Below are 20,720 nucleotides of genomic sequence, written 5' to 3' on the forward strand. Positions count from 1 at the left end.
TGCGGGGCACAGTGTTGTGAACGGTCAGGCCTGGGCGGCGTACGAGACGAAGTCGGTCCACGCGGTGGGGGAGAGGGCGAGTTGCGGGCCCTGCTTGTCCTTGGAGTCGCGTACGTGCACGGTGACAGGCTCAAGAGCGACCTCGACGCAACTGTCGCCCTGAGAGCCGCTGTAACTGCTCTTGAACCAGGCCAGTTCGGACGTGCTGCTCATTGCTCTCCTCGCATTCGCTCCAGCAGGCTCCTGGAGTCCTCAGGGATGAGAGCCTGCGAGCGCAGTTTTGCATACCGTTGCTGGAGTCGGCTGATCTCTTTCCGACTGGAGATGAGACGGCCATTTTCCTGGCCCTCGGAGTAGCCGAACCACTGGTTCTCCGGCGTCTCGAGCAGTTGCACCGGCCCGTCCAGTCCTGCATGCATGGGCGCCCACAACGGCATGAGCTGCACCTCGACGTTCCAGTGCCGGTCGATCACGTTCAGCAGGTGATCCAGCTGCTCCCGCATGACCTCGACCCCGCCCGTGCCCCGCTTCAGCAGCGCCTCTTCGATGATGAAGCTGAACGCACACGGCGGCTTCCGTCGCGTAGACAGCAGTTCCTGCCGTGCGAGCCGCGCATCGATCCGCTCGGTCAGTTCGTCCTCGTCCGGCAGCGGCGGCACGCTCAACGACACGGCCCGCGCGTAGGCCTCGGTCTGCAACAAGCCGGGAACCACGCGGCATTCGTACGTGTACAGGCTGATCGCCGTCGCCTCCAGCCGAGCCCACTGCCGGAACCACGCCGCCAACCCCGGCTGCCGTGCCAGATGCCGTACCGACATCCGTAGCGCCCCGGTGTTGCCCGTGGCCTCCTCCGAGCGTTCCACCAGCGTCGGGTCCGGCATCCGGCGGCCCAACTCCACCGACGCCACCGTGTGTTTGGAGAACCGGACCAGTTCGGCGAACTCCTGCCTGCTCAGCCCCGCATGTTCGCGCAGGGCCTGGAGGACTGCGCCGAACGTGCGCAGGCTGTCGGAGGATTCCGGCTCGCCGCGGAAGGTGGCCGGGACTGCGGCCGTCGCCTCCGTCGGCGTACCGTCCGCTTCCGCTCCGCCGACATCCGTACCGACCGTGTCATCGGCCACCCTTGGCCACCTCCCGCGCACCTGCCCCGCCGCACACACTCAACCCGCCCATGATTACGGGGCGTTATCATTACTGTCCAGCCCGTAACCGTGTACGCTCGCGCAGCGTACGCGGCTCAGACCTGGTGAAGTCCCCTCCGCGGCCGCGACATTGGGCTCTCAGTTGCCAGAAGTGCTGGTCAGCGCGTCGATCAGCTGGCGGGCGCGGGTCTCCTCGCTCAGGAGGGCCTCGACCAGGGGGCCGGTGCCCGGATCGGCCGTACTCGTCAGGTTCAGGCCCGCGGCCTCGTCGACGTACTGCTCGACGGGCCGGGCGTCGGCTGTCAGGTGAATGCGATCACCGGCGGTCAGCGCACGGTGAACCGAGGCGTAGTCGATGCCCAGGCGGGCCAGTCGCTCGCCGCCCTCGTACTGGGTTTCCTGGTCGGGGGCGCTCCCCGCCGACAGATGCGGGTACCGGAGCGCGACCTCGTGGGTGGCCAGGATCGCGAGCAGTACATGCTCGGTGCCCACCACGCGATGGCCGAGACGACGTGCCTGCTCGTACGTCTCCTGCCTGACCCAACCGGCAGGCAGCGAGGCCCAGTTGACCCCACTGAGTCTGACCAGCCACCGCATCCAGAGGGAGGGCATCCGGCGATAGTGGCTACGGCCGAGGAGAACGTCGCGGGTGGGGTGCAGCAGAGGGTTGAGGTCATCCTCCTGACTCCCTGAGCCACCGTCGAGGCGGGTGCGTACGGCGTGCGGTGAGATGCCGCAGGCGCCCAGCAGCTCCACGGCGCGGTTGTCCTCCTCCAGCAGTCCCCTCAGCAGGTACTCGGCGCCGAACTTCTTCGCGTCTTCCCGCTGCGCGTGCTCCATTGCGGCGGTCAGCGCTCTGGCCGCGGCGCCCGTGAAGTGGGTGCGCCGATCACCGTCCTCCCCGAGGATGTCCTGCGAGGCGACGCTTCCCTCCGCGTCGTCGTCGGCGCTCCACGCGCCCTCCTTGTGCATCCGGTTCCGCAACACCGTCAGCAGGGCGGTCTTGGTCGCCCCTTCATCCGCGAGTGCTTCGCGCGCCGGGCCCTTGGCCGTGGTGATGCCGGCCAGTAGATGCTCGGTGCCGATGGCTCCCTCGGCGTCACCCTTCGCACCCCGGGCGGCCCCCAGGATTCCCACGACGTTCCAGTCGGGCGTCTTGGTCGCTTCCATACGGCCTTCCTCTTCCTGCTGGTCCTGGGGTTCAGCCTCCCTGACCAGGGCGGTAGACCGCGTCGCTCCGGAGGGCGATCTGCTCCTGCACCCTGGGGTATACCTGGAGCGTCGCCGGGTCACCGGATGCCTGGAACGGGACCTTCAGGAGATCGGCGGTCGCGGCCGTACCAGGCCGGTGTCGTACGCGAAGATCGTCGCCTGCACCCGGTCCCGTAGATCCAGCTTGCTCAGGAGAGCGTTGACATGGGTCTTCACGGTGCCCGTGGCAACGCCCAGGCGAGCGGCGATCTCGGCGTTGGCGAGGCCGGTCGCGATCAGGGAGAGGACCTCGCGTTCCCGGGGGGTGAGGGCGTCGAGGGCCGCGGGGGCGGACGGTGGGGCGGGGGCGGTGGCTGTGAACGTGTGGATGAGACGGCGGGTGATCGCGGGGGCCAGCATGGCCTCGCCGGCGACCACCACCCTGAGCGCCGTGAGGAGTTCGGCCGGCTGGGCGTCCTTGAGGAGGAAGCCGGAGGCGCCTGCGCGCAGGGCCTCGTAGACGTACGAGTCGAGGTCGAACGTGGTCAGGACGAGCACCCGGGGTACGTGGCCCGACGTCGGGCCGGTCAGGAGGCTCGTCGCCGTCAGGCCGTCCATGCCGGGCATGCGGATGTCCATCAGGACCACGTCCGGGGTCAGTCGGCCGGCCAGGGTGACCGCTTCGGCGCCGTCACCCGCCTCGCCGACCACCACGAAGTCCGGCTCCGCGTCGACGATGGCCGCGAATCCCGCGCGGACCACGGCCTGGTCGTCGACGACCAGGACCCGGGCCGGGGTGGAGGGCGAGGTCATGGGGCGTCACTGTAGCGAGCCCTCGGTGGGGCTCACGGGCCGGGCGTCGGCCGGGGTGCCGTCGCGCAGGCTGCCCAGGAGCTCGCGCATCGCCGCCAGAGACTCGCGGGCCGCCGGGGCCACGTCGTCGAGGCGGCCCTCCTCGGCGGCGGTGACGACTTCGGCGGTCCGGTCGAGGACCGCGGCGCGCAGCCCGGCGGCAACCCTCTGCCGTTCCGCGTGGGCCGCGGCGAGCGCCTCGTGGACGACCGCGCCCAGCTCGCCGTCCTCGCGGCGGGCGATGCGCCCGCGCCGGGACCGTACGAGGAAGCCCGCCAGCCACGCGCAGCCGAACAGCGGCAGCAGCATCACCGTCAGGGCGAACACCGTGATCCCCACGACGAGGGTTCCGGCCGGGTCCCCGTCGATCGTGCCGTCCCGCGCCGCTGTCACCGACACCGCGCCGGCCAGTACCGACGCCGCCGCCGGCACCGATGCCCAAGTCGCCCACGGATCACGGCCGTACGCCCCCACCGCGTACACCCCGCCCACCAGGGCGCAGGCGCCCGCGATCAGGGCCAGCCAGGGATCCGCGTCGGAGCCGGGTGCCCACGGCCACAGCCAGGCTCCCGCGAGCAATGCGGCCAGCACCGGCCAGGGCGCCGACCGCCGCCACAGCAACGGCAGCAGCTGCACGATCAGCAGCGCGCCCAGCAGCAACAGACTGGGCGCGTCCCGGTCCTCGGTGAACAGGAACACGGCCGGGAGGATCCCGGCGGCCGGCAGCAGGGCGTGCGAGGCGAGGCGCCAGTCCAGTGCCCTGCTCCGCCCGGTCGAGGGACGTGCGGTCTGCCCTGGGTGGGCCGGCAGTTCCGCCCGTACCGACCAGCCGCCGGACGGGCCCGCTCCCGGCCCGGCGGTCACCGAGCCGCCGACCGCCTCGGCGCGCTCGCGCATACCGGTCATGCCCCGCCCCGAGCCAAGACCCCGGCCACTGGCACCGGCCGCCAGATTCGTACGGGACCCTCCGTCGTCGTCGACGGTGAGCGCCAGCCACCCGTCGCCCAGGTCCTGCACACCGACGCGTACGACCGCCCCCGGGGCGTAGCGCAGCGTGTTCGTGAGGGCTTCCCTGGCGATGCCGAACACCGCCTCCGTCACCTTCGTGCCGGCTGCCGCGACGTCCGCGACGCCGGTGATCTCCACTCGCTGTCCGAGGCGGATGAAGCCGCTGGCGAGTTCCTCGAGCCGGGTACCCAGCGGGACGTCGTCGCCCTCCTCGGCGGCCCCCAGAGAGGTGACCAGGCGCTGCACGGTGGTCTGGGTCTCGCGGCCGGTGCGGGCGGCGAAGTCGAGGGCCTCGGCGGCCAGTTCGGGACGGCTGGCGGCGAGGTGCAGGGCGGCCTCCGCGGTGACGACGACGGAGGTGAGGTGGTGGGCGCTGACGTCGTGCAACTCCCGTGCCAGCCTGCGCCGTTCACTCACCCCCGCTTGCTGCCCCTCGGCCCGGGCCCGGGCCAGGCGGGCGGCGGCCCCGGCTCGTGCGGCCGACTGGTGGGCGCGGCCCCGGCCGAGCCCGACGACTCCCAGGTGGAACGCGACGGCGACGGCCAGGCCGACTCCGGCCTCAAGGCTCGCGCCATCGACGGCGAGGCCGACCAGGACCTGGTAGCAGACGAGGACGCCCACCGCCCTCAGCGTCACCGGCAGGGTGGTGCGGGCGGCGACCGAGTACACGGCCACCAAGTCGCCCACGATGACGAACATCTGGACCGCGTCCGAGGCCGCCGTCAACAGGGCCAGTCCGTAGCAGGCGGCCACCCCTGCCAGCGCCACCAGCGGCATCCGCCGTCGCAGCCCCAGCGCGACGGTCGTCCCGGCCGCCACGACCAGGGTGAACCCGAGGTCGTCGCGGTAGAGGCCGTAGCCGCCGTCCAGCGCCTCCGGTCCCGGCCACACCAGAAGAAGGGCCGCGACGGCCGGCGGCAGCAGCCAGTTCCGTAGGGTTTCCATGAGGGCCTGAGCCTACGATGCGCCCGCTCGCCGACACGTCCTGCGCCGGAACGACCCGCCCCCGGCCGCCTCCACCTTCCGATAGAGACGGCAGGCCGGTTACGGGACGTTATGAGTACTGTCCAGCTTGTAGCCGTGTACGCTCGCGCACCGTACGCGCGTCAGGCCTGGTGAAGTGTCCTTCCAGGCGGCCACATTGGGCGCATGACACCACCGGCCACCCGCCAACTCCCCGTCACCGTACGTGTGTTCACCCAGCGCTTCAGTGCCACCCCGCTCGGCGCCCGCCTCGCCCGGCACCTCGCGCTGAACCAGCTCCACGACTGGGGCATCCCGCACGGCACCCGCGCCTCCGACACCGCCGCCGTGATCGTCGCGGAGCTGGCGGCCAACGCGGTGACCCACGGACGCGTACCGGGCCGCGACTTCGAACTGTGCCTCTCCCTCATCCCCGGCAGCCTCCGCATCGAGGTCACCGACACCCGCACCGAGGCGCGCCCGCCCGGCCCCGGCGACGTAAAGCCTGCGGAGCCTCTCGCCGACTCCGGCCGCGGTCTCGTCCTCGTAGAGGCGCTGGCCGACCGCTGGGAGATCCTGGACCGTGAACCGCCCGGCAAGACCGTACGGGCCGAAATCGACCTGCCCCGCTGGCTGTCCCTGTTCCAGCAGCACCTGAACGAGAGCGACGACGCCCGGCGTATGGAGCCCGCTGAGGAGCAGATACGCCGAGGCAGTGGTGCAGAGAAGGTGAAGGACGCAACCTTGTGGCTGTCCAGGTGATCTGGACGTACATGCACAAGGTCAGGTCTCGTCGCACCAGGATGGGTCACACGTACGTGAACACGCGCGCGGTCAAGGTCAACGTGGCGATCGCCGCGGCCCTGTTTCTGTTCCTCTCCGCGGTGGTCCTCGAAGTCGCCAGCGACTCCGGCATGACCAGGAACTCCGGCGGCGGCTCCGGCATGACCAGGAACTACGGCGGCGGCTCCGGCATGACCTGGAACTACGACAAGGCCTTCGACCCCAGGGCCGACAGCACGACCAAGCTGTCCGCCGTGATGGCGACCGCCGCCGACGACATCTGGGCGGCGGGCCAGTCCACCCCCAACATCAGCACAGCAGGAGACGAGTCGGCCGACGACGGCTTCCTCATGCACTACGACGGCACCGACTGGCAGCGCCGCCCCATGCCGGCGTCGTTCGGCACCAGCGTCTACGACGCGCGCTTCGACGCCGTGGACTCCGGCGGACTGCTGCTGACAGGGAGCCTGCGCCTGAACTCGCTGCGGATGGCCCACTGGGACGGCACTCGCTGGACGCCGCTGCCCAAGCTCCCCGGAGACCCCCGGGCGTCCGACATCAAGGCCCTCGCCCCGGACGACATCTGGGTCCTCGGCTGGGTCCTCGGCGGCGAGAACGGCGAGGACGTCGAGACCAGGGCGTACCACTGGGACGGCACCCGTTGGACCGCCATGGACCTGCCCACCACCGTCACCGCACTCGACGGCGTCGCGTCCGACGACCTGTGGGCGGTCGGCAGCCGCTACGGGAAGGGGGACGCAGGACCGGGGCTGCCGGGCGGCCAGCCCGCCGCCGTGCACTGGGACGGCCGTGCCTGGAAGCTCGTACCGACGCCGGAGTACCGCTACAAGGTCCAGGCCCCCGAGCAGACGGCGCTCCTCACCGAGGTCGTCGTGCAGGACGGCGACGTACACGCCTACGGCGAACTCACCTCCGTCAGCGAGGACGACGAACCCGACCCACCGACGGAGAACATCCACCTCCGCTGGAACGGCACCCGCTGGACCAAGCAGCCGACCCCCGAGGGAGCCTGCGCCGACCGCGGCCACGCGGTCCGCGACGGCGAGCGCGGAACGGTCCTCAGCGCCCGCAAATACCTCACCGCGGACGGCAGTTGCGAACAAATCGCGACTCCAGAACCACCGAGCAGCTACGGCATCAAGGGAAAGGCACGGTTCACCCTGGACGCCATCACAGCAGTCCCGGGCACCGACAAGATCCTCGGAGTCGGCTCCGTGGCCTCGGTGGGCAGCGATCCGGCGTACAAGGTCGTCATCGTCAGCCTGAAGCGGTGAGGACCGCCAACTGTCCTGGCGCTGCCGTGCGGAGGCAGCATGCCCAATGACTCAGGGCGGCTGGTTACTAAGGCGTGCATCGGGTCGTGATCAATGAGCATCGCAGCCTCCGGGGCGGGTGCCTCGTCTGGGGCGCGGGGCCCGGCGATCTGTGGCTGCGCCGTGTGGACGCGGGTGACCGGAAGCGTTGCCGCAGGCGGGCAGCGGCGGGGCCCGAGGGCCCCGGCTGCGTGCCGGCCGGGGCGGTGCGTCAGACCATGGGGAGCCGGTTCACCAGCAGCTCCACCCTCGGCTCGGCGTCCTCGGGCGGCAGGCGGCCCGCTCGGGTCAGGGTGGCCAGGCCGTGCAGGGCCGCCCAGAACGTCTCGGTGAACAGCCCCGGGTGGACGCCGTCGCCGGCGACCTCGGCGAGCGTCTCCAGCAGGGCGGCGAAGGCGTCCTTCAGCGGCTCGGGGGTGTCCTCCTGTGCGTACGCCAGGCCGCCGTCGAGCTGGAACAAGGCGTCGTAGACCGCCGGGTTGCGTGCGGCGAAGTCGAGGTAGGCGCGGGCCAGGGCGGCGACCCGGGCGCGCGGGCCGTCCGAGGCGGAGGTCGCGGCCCGCACCGCCGTGGCCAGTTCGGCGGCCCCCTGAAGGGCGACGGCGCCGATGATCTCGCGCTTGCCGCGGAAGTGGCTGTAGAGGACGGGCTGGCTGTATTCGATGCGCTCGGCGAGCCGGCGGGTGGTGACAGCGTCCCAGCCCTGCTGCTCGGCGAGTTCGCGGGCTGTCGCCACGATGAGGCGCTCGCGCTCCGCCCGTTCGCGCTGCTTGCGTTCCTGTACCGACATGAATCGATCCTAGCATCGCTAGACAATCGAGCGGCAGCAGTACTAGCGTTGCCTCATCGGCTAGCAACGCTAGTTCACGGAGGGATCGTCATGCTCAACGCACTCGAAGTCGTCACCACCGTCGTCGTCGGCCTGATGGTGGGCGTGGAGTTCTCCGTCGCCTTCATCATGAACCGGATCCTGGACGCGCTTCCCGAGGACAGCGGCCAGCTCGGCCACGCTCACGGCGGCCGGATGCTCGGCGCCCTGATGCCGTTCTGGTACGTCGGCTCGCTCGTCCTCGTCGTGATCTGGGTCGTCGCCGGATGGCACCACGACGGCGCCGGACTCGTCGCCACCGCAGGCGCGCTGCTGATCGTCAGCGTGATCATGTCGATACTGCTGCTCGTCCCGATCAACAACCGAAACAAGACCTGGACACCCGACAACCGGCCCGCCGACTGGAAGCAGCAGCTGCACCGCTGGGGCCGCTACCACTACGTCCGCGTCGCCGTCATCATCGCCGCGTTCACCCTGCTGGTCGCCGCCCTCGCCTGAAACCACCGCTGCCCCGACATGCGCTGGTTAGCCCTGCATATCGACGGCTCTTGCCCCGTCGGGGTGAGCCCGAGAGGGCATCGGATTTCTGACCCTGCGGGCCGACGCCGCGCCGGTGGCCGCACAATCCCCACTCCCCGGGCGGCGGCTGCCCACCGAAATCCCGGCATCCGGGAATGCAGCTGCCGCTCAGATCCCATAACTGCGATCCCGGCAAGCTACGCCCCTCGATCAGCCGCGTCCGCGCGGCCTGCCCAGGCCCCATACGACACGGCAAGCTCCACGAAGCTCACCAAGCCGACGAAGTCTCGCAAGGAGAAGAGCAGTGTCGCTTAAGAAGATCAATACCGTACTGGCCGCCGCCTTCATCCTCTTCATCCTCTGGTTCGGGACGGACTTCATCCTGAGCCCGGAGACGACGGCGCCGGGCTTCGGCCTGCCGAGCCGGCCGTCCGGCGACGGCGACGGCTTCCTGATCATCAAGGGAATCCGCGACGTCGTCCTGGCCCTGGTCCTGGGCATCCTGCTGGTGACGGGCCACCGCCGGGCGCTGGGCTGGGTGCTGCTGGTGGAGGCCCTCGCCGCGTACGGCGACATGACTACGGTGCTGGCCCACCACGGCTCCGTGGCCACCGCGCTCGGCGTCCACGGCCTGACCGCGACACTGATGGTGGTCAACGGCCTGCTGATCATGCGCGAGACCCGCAACGTCGCGGCCGCTCCGGAAACGCCCGCCCCGCAGCCCGCTTAGCGCGGATCGGGTCGTGATCAATCCGTGGGTTTCGCCCGTCCCAGGCCCAGGCCCAGGCCCGGTAGACCGTCGTGGGTGACGCGCGCGCAACTGACGGACGAAGAGTGGCAGTTCCTCGAGCCGTACCTGTCTGAGAGGGCGTTCTGTGACTGTTCAAATGAGCTGCGGGGAGAGAAGCAGTTGCGCGGAAGTGTGACACTTGGCCCCCTCACTGTCACATTTCTGCGCAACAGCCCCCCTCCTCCCATGGTCGCATCGGCTGCCTGGCCCAGCCCCCGCATCGCTTCAGCGGGGCGTGGCGAGCACTTTGTGCAGGAACTCTGTGAGCGAGTGCGTCGCCGTGTTGTGTGCCGTGGCGGCGAACAGTGGGTCCAGGTGGTTCATGCCGTTGTCCGATTCGTAGATTCCGTACGGCACGCGGGAGTTGGCTGCGAGCTTGCGGGCCGCCTCCAGGACCGTGCCCTTCGCGTAGCTGGTGCCGAAGGCGTAGAGCGGTACATCGATGTCGGTGGCGTGGTGCAGGCGCAGGTCCAGGGAACGGGCGAGGTCGGTGTCGGCGTAGACGTCGGCGATGTCGAGGTCCACGGACAGCCGGGCGGGCCAGTACCACTCCCAGACATTACGGGATTCCGCGCATCGGAGGGTTCGTCATTTTCGGTCGTCACCTTGGAAGTTGGGGAGGGAGACGCCACTGGTCTCCACCCTCTCGCGAGCGCCGGGCGGGCCTCGCGCCGGGGTGCCGGGCAGCTCCACCGGGATGACCAGGCCCACGGGTCGAATAACCCTTCGAGAAAGCCCACTTGCCGCTGCTACCGTCACCGACGTGGCGAAACTCAATCAGATCATCGCAGTCGAGAAGGGCGTCAAGGCCAAGTCTCATCAGGACCTGACGGCGGCTCACCATGGGCTGCAGAAGCCTGCCCTGCTGGCCGGTATCTCGCGTACATATCAGCCGAAGGACGAGGAGGGTGAGCAGTTGCCGCCCGAGTCGACCCGGGTGCAGGTGAAGGCCGAGGATGTGCTGCGGGACACCGCGGCCACCCTGACGCGGCTGTTCGATGTGACTGCCACCAAGGACTGGGCCAACACCTCGGCCAGGGCGGACATCACCGTCGACGGGCGGGTGCTCGTCGCCGATGTGCCAGTGTCCTATCTGCTGTTCCTCGAGAAGCAGCTCACCGATCTCAACACCTTTGTACGGAAGCTGCCGGTGCTCGACGCCTCCGAGTCGTGGATGCAGGACCCGTCCACCGACGCCTGGAAGACCGAGCCGGTCCGGACGCTTCGTACGAAGAAGGTGCCTCGCAACCATGTGAAGGCCGAGGCGACCGACAAGCATCCGGCGCAGGTCGAGGTGTACTACGAGGACATACCGGTCGGCTACTGGACGACCGTCAAGTTCTCGGGTGCCCTTCCCGCCCGGCGTGTGAACGAACTGCTCGACCGGGTCGAGAAGTTGCAGCAGGCCGTCAAGTTCGCCCGGGAAGAGGCGAACGGTGTCGAGGTCGTCGACCAGCGGGTCGGTGACGCCGTGTTCGGCTACCTGTTCGGGTAGCCTCAGAAACTCCCCGGCCATCAGAGCCACCTCGGCCGGGGTGCGCGAGGAGCGCAAAGCTGAAGCTGAGCCTTGTCGTGACTGCGCGGTCCCGGATCGGGAACCGCGATCAATCTCAGACTATTGCTCCAGACTCAGCATTCGCCGCCGATCGCCGGATCGACCGGGCCCGGGCCCCGGACGTCGAAATGCCGGTTCAAGTCCGGCCCGCACAGCTCGATGTGCGGTGGTCCAAAGGCAGGACGCGGCGACTTCAGACTGACCTGGGTCCTCAAGCGTGCCGGCGTGCGACATGGGCGGCAGATCAGGGCTCGGGGGCCGGCTACGCCCCCGGGTCCGCTCCTTTTTTGATCCTTCTTACGCACGTCGCCTGGCGTCCGGTTCGCGCGCACAGCGCCTGCCCTCCGGTCGCGCGCACCGCCTGCACTCGGTTTCGCGCTCAGCACATGCCCTCCGGTTCGCGTGCATCGCCCGCGCTCCGGAGGCCCGCCCCAACAGCCGTAACCCCGGATTGCGTTCATAAAGAACGCGGTCCCCCGGCCGCCCGTCACCTCGCTGAAATGCGAGAGTTGCATTTGCTCCAGGTTCGCGACCTACCGTGGGCACCACACAACACCGCCCGGCCGACGTCGCCCGAAGGCACACCCCCGCCCTCGTACTGACAGGAGCCCCGTGCCCCGCCCCGCCCTTGCCCTGCCTCCCTGGCTCGCCCATGCGCTGCGCGCCCAGCGGGGACCCGTGCCGTGGAGCGCGGTCGTACGAGGGGCGCTGGCCGCCGGGCCGTTGCTGCTCGTGGCCGTGCTCGTCGACCGGCCCTCCATCGGAGTCGTGGCCGCCCTCGGCGCCATGCTCGCCGGGACGAACGACCGGCCGGGGAGCAGGCGGGCCTCCATCAAACGGCTCGGGGTGCCCGCGCTCGCCGGGGCCGGAGGCCTGTTCCTGGGGGCGTACCTCGGGGAGCAGGCCGGAGCGGTGCTGCTGACCCTGGCGCTGACCGGACTCGGTCTCGTCGGCGGGGCTGTCAGTGCCGTGGGGCCGGTGGCTTCCGGAGCGGGAACGCAGTTGCTGGTCGCGGCTGCCGTGGGCGCCGGGATGCCGTTGCCCGAACCAGGCTGGCAGCGCGCCCTGTTCTTCTTCGGCGGCGCGGTCTGGCTGATCGTGCTGCGGCTTGTGCTGCCGACACCCGGGGCCCTGGTCAACGACCTCCGCGACTTCCGCTTCGACGGGGAGCGGGCAGCCGTGGCCTCCGTGTACGAGGCCGTCGCCGCGCTGCTCGCCGCCGTGGGCGGTGACGACGCCATGGCCCGGCGTGCCGCGCTGACCGCCGCGCTCGATCACGCGCAGGACGCGCTCGCGGGACCGCGGCTGCGGCGGTACGCCAGTTCCGCGGCCGAACGGCGACTGCGCGCGCAGTACGCCGCCGCACTGCCCCTCGCCGAGGCCGCGACCGCGCTCGCCTGGTCCGGGGACGCCCTGCCCGCGCGGGCTGCGGACGGGCCGCGACGGCTCGCCGTGGCCGTACGGACGGGGGAGGCCTGTGGGCCGCTGCCCGCGCCCTCCCGTTCCGTACCGGGTTTGCGGGCCCTCGACGACGCGCTGCTGCACGCGGCTGAAGCCTTCGACCGGGGCGGCAAGAAGCCCAGCCCCAAGGGTTCCAGCGGGCCCATCGACCTCGGCGCTCAGCTGACCGCCCGCCATGGTCTGCATCTACGTCCCGTCCGCGCCAAGGCCCTCCTGCGTACGGTCACCGGCGCCGGAGGCCGCGAGTACGGGCTCCGGGTGGCGCTGAGCTTCGGCGCGAGCGCCGCCGTCGCACAGGCGCTGCACCATGTGCACTGGTACTGGCTCCCGGCCACCGCCGTCTTCCTCGTCAAGCCCGACCTCGGGCCACTCGTCTCGCGCGTACTGTGCCGGGCCGCGGGAACCGTCCTCGGCGCGGTCGTGTTCGCCGGGTTCGCCGCGGTACTGCCCGCGCCGGAAGGGCTCGTGGCGCTCGTGGCCGTCAGCGGGGCCCTGATCCCGGTCGCCCTACGGCACTTCGCCGCCCAGACCGCCGTCATCACCGTGCTGGTGCTCTCGCTCGTCATGGTCGGCGGCGAACCGCAGGCCTCCTGGAGCCGCATCGGCGAGACGCTGCTGGCCTGCGCGATCGTGCTGCTCGTCGGACATCTGCCGGCACCGGGACAGCGCGGCGGGAACGTACGGGCCCGCCTGGGGCGTGCGACCGAGGCGGCGCACGCGTACCTGGCGCAGGTGCTCAGCGGCGCCGACGACCGCGCGGCACGCTGGGCCCTGCGCCGCGAGGCCTACCGGACGCTGGCCGAGGCCCGCGCCGCGATCGACCGCGCCTCCGCCGAACTCCCCACCCTGGCACGGCACACGGAAGGCACCGACGAGGTGGCGGACACCCTCGAACGCCTCGTGGACACGACCACCGCATGCGCCGTCCACCTCGACGACACGGGACGGCTCACCCCGCAGCACACCGAACGCATCGCAACTCTGCTGGACGAACTCGTCGAGCGGCGGGAGCGGGCGGGGCTCACATCGGAGTACGACCGGTTGGGTCCGGGCTCGAGCCTGAACTTGAGTGCCTGATCAGCTCGTACGGGTCTGTCTCAGCCTGTACGGACTTGGCTCAGCCTGTACGGACCTGGCTCAGCCTGTACGAACGTGACTCAAGGAAGGGCAAGGGAGCGCGAGGACACGCAAGGACACGCAAGGAAGCCCTCACACCCGTATTCGCGCCCACACCGGAGCATGATCCGAGCCCGCCTCGTCCCGGCGCGCACTCGGATCGTCGCCCACCGACGGCAGCGTGGTGACCTCCTGGGCCGGAGCGCCGGTCCCCGCGCCGGTCACATGGTCGAGGAGGAGGCGGCTGACCAGTATGTGGTCGATCAGTTCGGGGCGGCCGGCGTGCACCCGGGAGAATCGTTGCTTCTCGTCGATGAGCGGGGCGATGTTCCACAGGCGGGACGCGTCGCCCTTGTCGGGGCGCTCGAAGCCGGGGGTCTTGATCTCGGAACCCGGCGGACCCTGGAGGATCTGGGTCGTGGCGGCGGCGATCTCGTCGTTGAGGTCGCCGAGGACGGCCACGTTCCGCTCCCGGCCCTTGCCGTCGAGGAACTCGTCGGCGAGCGCGCGCAACGTCGTGGCCTCGGCGGCCCGCCGATAGAGGGCATACGCGCCGTACCGCGCCCGCTCGCCCTCGTCCCGCGGCTGGAACCGCCCGCCCGGATAGGTCAGCAGCTTCGACTTCAGGTGGCACACCGCCACCGTCAGGGTCATCGCCCCCATGGCGATCTCCACCGCCAGGAAACCGCGGCCCGTGCGATCCACCGGCTCACCGTCGTCGTCGCCCTGCACGGGCCGCAGTGGTGTGGGGAAGGCGTTCGTGTCGGCCCGTACCCGTAGTGCGGGGCGGCTGAGGAAGCCGACCCTGATGCCGCGGGGGTCCGGGTGCTCCGAGAGCGCGATGTGCCAGTCGCCGTCCAGCATGTCGGCCAGATCGCGCAGCGCCGCCGGGTCGCCGACCTCCTGGACACCGAGCAGTGTGGGGTCGAGGTCCGTGATCATCGAGGCCAGGGCGGTGAGCTTCGCCTTGTACGCGTCCTCGTTCCTCGGTCCGAACCGGCCGCCGGGCCGGTACAGGTTCTCCAGATTCCAGGTGCCGAGAAGCATGCCGGGCTCCTTCCGGGGAGCGCTGCCGGTCGGGACGGCCGGGTTCCTTGACGGGGCTTCGGTGAAGCCAGAGTGCGCGCCGAACCCTTGCGGCGACAGGGCGAGGACCGGATGCACGGTTCACATCACCAGGCGGTACGACCCCGTCGTACCGTGGCGTGATGACATCGCCCGACGCGAAGAACGCCGCCGATCTCATCATCACCGGATGCACCGCCCTCGTGCACGACGATCATGAACAGATCGACCTCGTCGAGGACGCCACCATCGTCGTACGGGACGGGCTCATCGAGTCCGTGACGACCGATGACCCGGACGACCTGGAGTACACCCCCGCGATCGAACGCATCGACGCGCGCGGCCAGCTCGCGATGCCCGGCCTGGTCAACTGCCATACGCACGCACCGATGGTCGCCCTGCGCGGTGTCGCCGAGGACCTGCCCCTCGAGGAATGGTTCAACGACGTCATCTGGCCCATCGAGTCCAACCTCAAGGACAAGGATGTGGAGTTGGGGGCGCGGCTCGCCTGCGCCGAGATGATCCGGGGCGGTGTCACCTGCTTCGCGGACCACTACTTCTCCATGGACACCGTCGCCGCCGTGGTGGCCGACTGCGGAATGCGCGCCAATCTAGGCGAGGCCTACTTCTCCTCGCAGGGAGCCGAAGGGCGCGAGCGGTCACTGGACTTCGCACTACGACAGCGAGGGGCGGCCGACGGCCGCATCACCACCTCGCTCGCCCCGCACGCCCCGTACACCGTCGACGACGCCGATCTCGCGGCCACCGCTCAACTCGCCGGTGAGCACGGCCTGTTGGTGCACATCCATGCCGCCGAGAACCGCGACCAGACCGACACCAGCCTGACCCGGCACGGCCGCACGCCGATCGAGATCCTTGAGGGCGCCGGGCTCCTCGATGTCGATCTGCTCATCGCGCACGGCACGGGGATCGTGGAGCGTGACCTGCCCGTCCTCGCCGGCGCCACGGGGCGCGTCGCGGTGGCCAGTGCGCCGCGCGGCTACCTCAAGTTCGCCTGGCCGACGACCACTCCGGTACGCGCCCTGCGGGAGCTCGGCATCCCTGTCGGGCTCGGCACGGACGGGGCCGCGTCGAACGGTTCGCTGGACGTGTGGGATGCCATGGCCCTCACCGCGCTGATGCAGAAGTTCACGGAGCGTGACGCGCGGTGGCTGACCTCGCGGCAGGCTCTGCATCACGCGACGTTGCAGAGTGCGCGGGCGGTCGGGCTCGGGGAGTCGATCGGCAGCCTTGCACCGGGGCGAAAGGCCGACATCATCCTCGTCGACCTCTCCGGGCCGCACACTCAGCCTGTGCACGACGTCGCCGCCGCCCTGGTGCACAGCGCTCGCTCCAGTGACGTACGCACGACGATCGTCGACGGGCGGGTCCTCATGCGTGAGCGTGAGCTGCTGACGCTCGATGTGGCGGGGATCGTGGGGGAGCTGGGGGAGCGGATGCCGTCGCTGCTCGATCGGAGCCATGGCAGGAAGATTCAGGAGTACGACGCCTGAGTGTGGCGGAGGGGGTGGACTTGAGGTGGGGAGCACGGGGCGGGTGTGAAGAAGGGCCCGATATCACTACGAGTGCGAGGAGTGACACGAAACGTCACGAAAGCTGAGAGATCACTCACACCGAGGCAGTAACCGAGTGTCAGCTACGTCTCAGTACGGTCACTCAGCGATCCGTTTCCCCCATGGTTGGCGTTTATTAACTCTAGGAGAACAGCGCTTCTACGGGAGCAGCGCTACATGGAGGTGCAAGGTGAACGGGCGAACGGTGCTTGGGCGCTTTCCAGCTGGGGGGCCGCGGGGGTCTTGGCCTGCGGAGGAGTTTGCGCAGGCTTGCCGCCTCGAGGGGCAGCAGGCTGAGGTTGTTATGGACCTGACGTCCGATGCGTTTCTGGTGGTCGTTAGTGACCGTGGCGAGTGAGGGGGTTCTTTTTCCCCAGCCCCGCCCCTTCCCGGAACTGGGGGCTGCGCCCCCAGGCCCCCCATGGTCGTACCTCGGGTGCGGGCCCGTTGTGGCTTGTCGCGCAGTTCCCCGCGCCCCTTACGGGGCTCAGGCTCGGACTACCCTCGACCACACCGGCGTCGTCCCCGTAACCCGGCACAGTGCCAAGTACAGCGGTATCGGTGGTGTGTACGGGAGTGTGGTGTCCGGCTTGTGGATCAGGTCCGGGGGTGGGAGTGCTGGTGTGCCCGGGATTATTGCGCCCGTTGCGTAGTGGGTGGGGGCGGGCCATTCCAGGGAGACGTCGGAGTCTGAGGGGACCAGCCACCACCATTGGGAAGCGTCGGCGTATACGCAGCCGACGCGCGGGAGCCGGGGCATCAGCAGGGGGCCGAAGCGGGCGGGCATTGCCACCGCGTCGCAGCCCAATGGCGCGTCCATACCCTCCGGGACGGTGAGGCGTCGCAACGCTCCCGCCCCGGAGGGGGCCCGCAGCGAATGACGTAGACAAACCAGTGTGTCCAGGTGAAGCACCCGGGGCACCCCGGCCGACGTAGCCCTCACACCCATGCAGCCCCGTCCGTTCTCAAGTTTTCGAACGTCTTCGAACGATTCAGAATCAGTGCCCTGTCGCGGGCCCGTCCGCCCCGGTCAAGGCGGTGCCGGTTCGCGAGGAGCCGGCTGGGGCCGGCCGGCTCCTCGCACTCCAGCCCAGGTCCGACCGCGGCTCGGCGCCGTTGTTCGCCGAGCGCGGCAGGTCCGCCCAGACCAGCAGTCCGGGTCCGGAATCCTGGGCGCCCCAGGCCGTGCACACCGCAGCGACGAGAAGCAATCCCCTCCCGTGCTCCTCCTCGGGGCGCTGTGGCGAAGGGTGGGGCTCACCCGTCGCACACCCCTCGTCGCGTACGGCTATTCGCACCCGGTCGTCGCCGTCGTGCAGTTCGCACATCACCTGGCGGCTCGCCGTGTGCACGACCGCGTTGGTGACCAGCTCGGAGACGACCAGCTCCGCCATGTCGCAGATGTCTTCACAGACGGCCCACCCCGAAAGCCGGGCGCGGGTAAGGCGCCTGGCCTGTGCGGCGGAACCCGGATGCGCTGCCAGTTCGAAACGAAACCGGCGCTCGGCAGCCGCATCGGTGGCGCCGAGACCAAACCGGCTCCCGGCGTCTGCGGCGTCTGCTCTTAACGGCGAAGGCGGAGTCACGCTTGCCACTATCTCCCCGCCGTGAACACTTGGCAAGAGTCACTCTGAAAATTGCAGAGTGCAGTGTTCCGTGCGGAGGGGGCCATGGCACACTGCATCGCAACAGCACGTAACGCGGCGTCTGTTGGGTACTCGCCGGGTATCCACCGGGCGCCGCCCGGGCTGTTCAGGACTATGTGGAGGTGGACGTGAGTGAGCCACGGTCCGCGCCGACGGTCGGTCAGGTCGTCCTCGGACGGCGCCTGCTGGACCTGCGGGAGCGCGCGGGGCTCAAGCGCGAGGAGGCGGCGCGCATACTGCGCGTCACGGCCGCCACCGTCCGCCGCATGGAGATGGCCGAGGTCGCCCTCAAGATCCCGTATCTCCAGCTCCTGTTGAAGGCGTACGGCGTCTCCGAGGAAGAGGCCGACGCGTTCGTCACCCTCGCCGAGGAGGCCAACAAGCCAGGCTGGTGGCAGCGGTTCCACGACATCCTGCCGGGCTGGTTCTCCATGTACGTCAGCCTGGAGGGCGCGGCCGGCCTCATCCGCAGCTACGAACCCCACTTCGTGCCCGGACTGATGCAGACCGAGGAGTACGCCTATGGCGTCATGGAATCCGGCGCCATCGGCCAGACGAAACCGGAGGACATAGAGCGTCATGTGGCGCTGCGCATGCAGCGCCAGGAGCTGCTCAGGCGTGAGGACGCGCCACGGCTCTGGGTCATCATGGACGAGACGGCCGTGCGCCGGCCCGTCGGCGGCCCCGCCGTGATGCGCGCCCAGATCGACAAGCTGCTCGAGGTCACGAAACTGCCGAACGTGACGCTGCAGATCGCCCCGTTCTCCTCGGGGCCGCACGCGGGCACGTACGGGCCCTTCGTGCTCTTCCGATTTGCCGTGCCCGAACTGCCGGACATGGTCTACAGCGAGTACCTGACCGGCGCCGTCTACCTGGACGCGCGTTCCGAAGTGGCAACCCACCTCGAGGTCATGGACCGCATGGCGGCGCAGGCCGCCACAGCACATCGCACGAACGAGATCCTCCTGGATCTCCGCAAGGAGCTGTGAATGAATCGCATCAAGGCCCGGGTCCACAACGGGCGGATCTACAACGGCATGCCCGCACGCGAGCTGGGCAGCGAAGGCTGGCACAAGCCCTGGAGCGGCGGCAACGGCGGCAACTGCCTGGAAGCGATGAAGCTCGCCGACGGCCGCATCGCGGTCCGCCAGTCCGCGGACCCGGACGGCCCCGCTCTCATCTACACCCCCGGCGAGATGACGGCGTTCATCCAGGGCGCGAAGGCGGGGGAGGCGGACTTCCTGCTGTCCTGAGACTGTTGTTCACGAACCCCGTTGTCAGTTGTCTCTTATTAGTTGCCCTTTCTGCCCTCTGTCCTTTCTCAAGAGCTCTGCTCGATCGGCGGCGGCCCGTCCGCGAGATGCGGCGGGCCGCCGCTGAGCGATGGGCCGGGTGGTGGCCGCCGCGATCCTTCGGCTACGTGGTTCGTGTGGCCAACTACCCGGGCGGCAACGCCGCGCACAGTGCGTCGAGTGCGGCCCCGTACGCGTGCTCCGGAGGCGTTGCATAGCCGACGACAAGCCCATCTGGTCCCTCCGGCGCGGAGATCGGCGCCTCCGGGTGCCGGAATTCAGCGAGCCCATCCAAGGCCAGCCCCTGCCAATGGGCGGCCCTGACGGCGGCCTGCTCGCTTCCGGGCGGCAGCCGTAGCACCGCATGCAGCCCGGCCGCGATCCCGGTGACCGTGATGTGTGGCGCGTGCGCGGCCAGCGCGACGACGAGACGGTCCCGTCGCGTCCGGTACCGCTGCCGCATGCGCCGCACATGACGGTCGTACGATCCGGAGACGATGAAGTCCGCGAGCGCCAGCTGGTCGAGAACGCTCGCCCATGCCTCACGCTCGCCCTTCGCCTCCAGTACGGCATCGACGTACCGCTCCGGAAGGACCATCCAGCCCAGCCGCAGCGCGGGCGACAGGCTCTTGCTGACCGAGCCGATGTGGATGACCCGCTCCGGGTCCAGACCCTGAACGGCGCCCACAGGCTTGCGGTCGTAGCGGAACTCTCCGTCGTAGTCGTCCTCCAGAATCACCCCTCCACGCGCGCGTGCCCAGTCGATCACGGCTGCGCGGCGCGCGGGATGCAGCGGACCGCCCGTCGGGAACTGGTGCGCCGGTGTGAGCAGCACGGCCCGCTCCTTGCCCAACTCCTTGACCTGGGCGCCGTCTTCGTCGAGGGGCAGCGGGAGTGTCCGTACACCTGCCGCTGCCAGCAATTCGCGGTGGAAGGGCAGCCCGTACGCCTCTACGGCCAGCGGGCCCTGGAGCACCCCGCCTCCGGAGCCACTGAAGAGGAGCCGTAGCGCGTGGGCGAAGCCGGAGCAGATCACGATCCGGCCCGGCTCGGTGCGTACGCCCCGCGCGCGTGCCAGGTACTCCGTGAGCGCTTCCCTTAGCTCGCGACGGCCGGCAGGGTCTCCGGGCCCGAACGCCTCGCTGGGCGCCTGTTGCAGGGCGCGCCGGTACGAGGTGAGCCAGGCCGTACGCGGGAACGCCGACACGTCCGGGGTGCCCTGCCGCAGGTCGTGTCGCGGTCCGCGCGCGCGTGGGAGTGCCTTTTTGGGGACGCGCGTGGCGTGTCGCAAGGGTTCGGCCCGGTCGGCGACCCGCGTGCCCGAGCCCTGGCGCGCGGTCAGCCAGCCCTCGGCGACGAGTTCGGCGTACGCGTCGGCGACCGTGTTGCGGGCGACGCCGAGATCGGCGGCCAACGAGCGGTACGGGGGGAGGCGGGTGCCGGGAGCGAGACGGCCGCTCCGTACAGCCTCCCGCAAGGCGCGGATGAGGATGGCGCGACGGCCGCCCGTACCCGACAGCTCCAGTTCCAGATGCAGGTCGGCGCCGATGCGCTCCGCCGAATTGACCCACGAATCTGCCATGGAAATGAACCCTACAGA

Annotated in this window: 19 protein-coding genes and 1 pseudogene; 9 read left to right on the forward strand and 11 right to left on the reverse strand. The window is 70.0% G+C overall.

All coding sequences use genetic code 11. The annotated features are described in order from the left end of the window. Positions 1-24: 24 nt before the first annotated feature. The 5 genes from OHT21_RS35660 to OHT21_RS35680 form a co-directional block, all read right to left on the reverse strand. On the reverse strand, positions 25-213 hold the full coding sequence (locus OHT21_RS35660; protein WP_328772388.1) for a DUF397 domain-containing protein: 189 nt from the start codon (positions 211-213) through the stop codon (positions 25-27). Next, a complete protein-coding gene (locus OHT21_RS35665; RefSeq protein WP_328774346.1) occupies positions 210-1,004 on the reverse strand; it encodes a helix-turn-helix domain-containing protein in 795 nt (264 codons plus the stop codon). Before OHT21_RS35665 ends, OHT21_RS35660 begins: the two co-directional genes overlap by 4 nt. A gap of 276 nt (positions 1,005-1,280) precedes the next feature. Further along, a complete protein-coding gene (locus tag OHT21_RS35670) occupies positions 1,281-2,312 on the reverse strand; it encodes a Clp protease N-terminal domain-containing protein (RefSeq protein ID WP_328772389.1) in 1,032 nt (343 codons plus the stop codon). A gap of 144 nt (positions 2,313-2,456) precedes the next feature. Further along, positions 2,457-3,146 carry a response regulator transcription factor gene (locus tag OHT21_RS35675; protein ID WP_328772390.1) on the reverse strand — a complete coding sequence of 230 codons (690 nt, stop codon included), beginning with the start codon at positions 3,144-3,146 and terminating at the stop codon, positions 2,457-2,459. Positions 3,147-3,152: 6 nt separating this feature from the next. Next, the gene (locus OHT21_RS35680; RefSeq protein ID WP_328772391.1) at positions 3,153-5,138 is read right to left on the reverse strand and encodes a sensor histidine kinase; all 1,986 of its coding nucleotides are present in this window, start codon (positions 5,136-5,138) and stop codon (positions 3,153-3,155) included. A 204-nt stretch (positions 5,139-5,342) separates the two neighbouring features. On the opposite strand from OHT21_RS35680, the pseudogene OHT21_RS35685 reads away from it, so the two are divergent. Then, positions 5,343-5,798, forward strand: a pseudogene (locus OHT21_RS35685) (ATP-binding protein); the annotation flags it as partial. A 104-nt stretch (positions 5,799-5,902) separates the two neighbouring features. Continuing rightward, the gene (locus OHT21_RS35690) at positions 5,903-7,234 is read left to right on the forward strand and encodes a hypothetical protein (protein ID WP_328772392.1); all 1,332 of its coding nucleotides are present in this window, start codon (positions 5,903-5,905) and stop codon (positions 7,232-7,234) included. Between the two features lie 250 nt (positions 7,235-7,484). Here OHT21_RS35690 and OHT21_RS35695 read toward each other — a convergent pair whose 3' ends face one another. Next, positions 7,485-8,063, reverse strand: coding sequence for a TetR/AcrR family transcriptional regulator (locus tag OHT21_RS35695; RefSeq protein ID WP_328772393.1), 579 nt, complete (start codon positions 8,061-8,063; stop codon positions 7,485-7,487). Positions 8,064-8,153: 90 nt separating this feature from the next. Between OHT21_RS35695 and OHT21_RS35700 the strand changes: the two genes are divergently transcribed. Then, positions 8,154-8,600, forward strand: a complete 447-nt coding sequence (locus OHT21_RS35700) for a DUF1772 domain-containing protein (protein ID WP_328772394.1) — start codon at positions 8,154-8,156, stop codon at positions 8,598-8,600. Positions 8,601-8,925: 325 nt separating this feature from the next. Next, on the forward strand, positions 8,926-9,351 hold the full coding sequence (locus tag OHT21_RS35705; protein WP_328772395.1) for a DUF4267 domain-containing protein: 426 nt from the start codon (positions 8,926-8,928) through the stop codon (positions 9,349-9,351). 285 nt (positions 9,352-9,636) lie between these two features. Here the strand turns inward: OHT21_RS35705 and OHT21_RS35710 are convergent, their stop codons facing one another. Continuing rightward, complete coding sequence (locus OHT21_RS35710) at positions 9,637-9,936, reverse strand: hypothetical protein (RefSeq protein ID WP_328772396.1); 300 nt, start codon at positions 9,934-9,936, stop codon at positions 9,637-9,639. A gap of 238 nt (positions 9,937-10,174) precedes the next feature. Here OHT21_RS35710 and OHT21_RS35715 point away from each other — a divergent pair, with 238 nt between their 5' ends. Together OHT21_RS35715 and OHT21_RS35720 are read left to right on the forward strand one after the other, a co-directional pair. After that, positions 10,175-10,906 carry a DUF7873 family protein gene (locus OHT21_RS35715; RefSeq protein WP_328772397.1) on the forward strand — a complete coding sequence of 244 codons (732 nt, stop codon included), beginning with the start codon at positions 10,175-10,177 and terminating at the stop codon, positions 10,904-10,906. A 672-nt stretch (positions 10,907-11,578) separates the two neighbouring features. Then, a complete protein-coding gene (locus OHT21_RS35720; protein WP_328772398.1) occupies positions 11,579-13,504 on the forward strand; it encodes an FUSC family protein in 1,926 nt (641 codons plus the stop codon). 132 nt (positions 13,505-13,636) lie between these two features. Here OHT21_RS35720 and OHT21_RS35725 read toward each other — a convergent pair whose 3' ends face one another. After that, entirely contained in the window at positions 13,637-14,590 is a 954-nt protein-coding gene (locus tag OHT21_RS35725; protein WP_328772399.1) for an endonuclease/exonuclease/phosphatase family protein, read from the reverse strand. Positions 14,591-14,751: 161 nt separating this feature from the next. Between OHT21_RS35725 and OHT21_RS35730 the strand changes: the two genes are divergently transcribed. Beyond that, a complete protein-coding gene (locus tag OHT21_RS35730; protein ID WP_328772400.1) occupies positions 14,752-16,122 on the forward strand; it encodes an amidohydrolase in 1,371 nt (456 codons plus the stop codon). 547 nt (positions 16,123-16,669) lie between these two features. On the opposite strand, the gene OHT21_RS35735 is transcribed toward OHT21_RS35730, so the two are convergent. Together OHT21_RS35735 and OHT21_RS35740 are read right to left on the reverse strand one after the other, a co-directional pair. Continuing rightward, positions 16,670-17,131, reverse strand: a complete 462-nt coding sequence (locus OHT21_RS35735; protein WP_328772401.1) for a hypothetical protein — start codon at positions 17,129-17,131, stop codon at positions 16,670-16,672. A gap of 49 nt (positions 17,132-17,180) precedes the next feature. Then, positions 17,181-17,777: an ATP-binding protein gene (locus OHT21_RS35740; protein WP_328772402.1), complete on the reverse strand. Its 597-nt coding sequence runs from the start codon at positions 17,775-17,777 to the stop codon at positions 17,181-17,183. A 179-nt stretch (positions 17,778-17,956) separates the two neighbouring features. Between OHT21_RS35740 and OHT21_RS35745 the strand changes: the two genes are divergently transcribed. Both OHT21_RS35745 and OHT21_RS35750 read left to right on the forward strand, forming a co-directional pair. Next, the gene (locus OHT21_RS35745) at positions 17,957-18,817 is read left to right on the forward strand and encodes a helix-turn-helix domain-containing protein (protein ID WP_328772403.1); all 861 of its coding nucleotides are present in this window, start codon (positions 17,957-17,959) and stop codon (positions 18,815-18,817) included. Next, positions 18,818-19,081: a DUF397 domain-containing protein gene (locus OHT21_RS35750; RefSeq protein WP_189321341.1), complete on the forward strand. Its 264-nt coding sequence runs from the start codon at positions 18,818-18,820 to the stop codon at positions 19,079-19,081. 184 nt (positions 19,082-19,265) lie between these two features. Here OHT21_RS35750 and pdxR read toward each other — a convergent pair whose 3' ends face one another. Next, positions 19,266-20,702, reverse strand: coding sequence for a MocR-like pyridoxine biosynthesis transcription factor PdxR (pdxR, locus tag OHT21_RS35755; protein ID WP_328772404.1), 1,437 nt, complete (start codon positions 20,700-20,702; stop codon positions 19,266-19,268). Positions 20,703-20,720 lie beyond the last annotated feature (18 nt).

The organism is Streptomyces sp. NBC_00286 (genome assembly GCF_036173125.1).
Classification (GTDB): Bacteria; Actinomycetota; Actinomycetes; order Streptomycetales; family Streptomycetaceae; genus Streptomyces.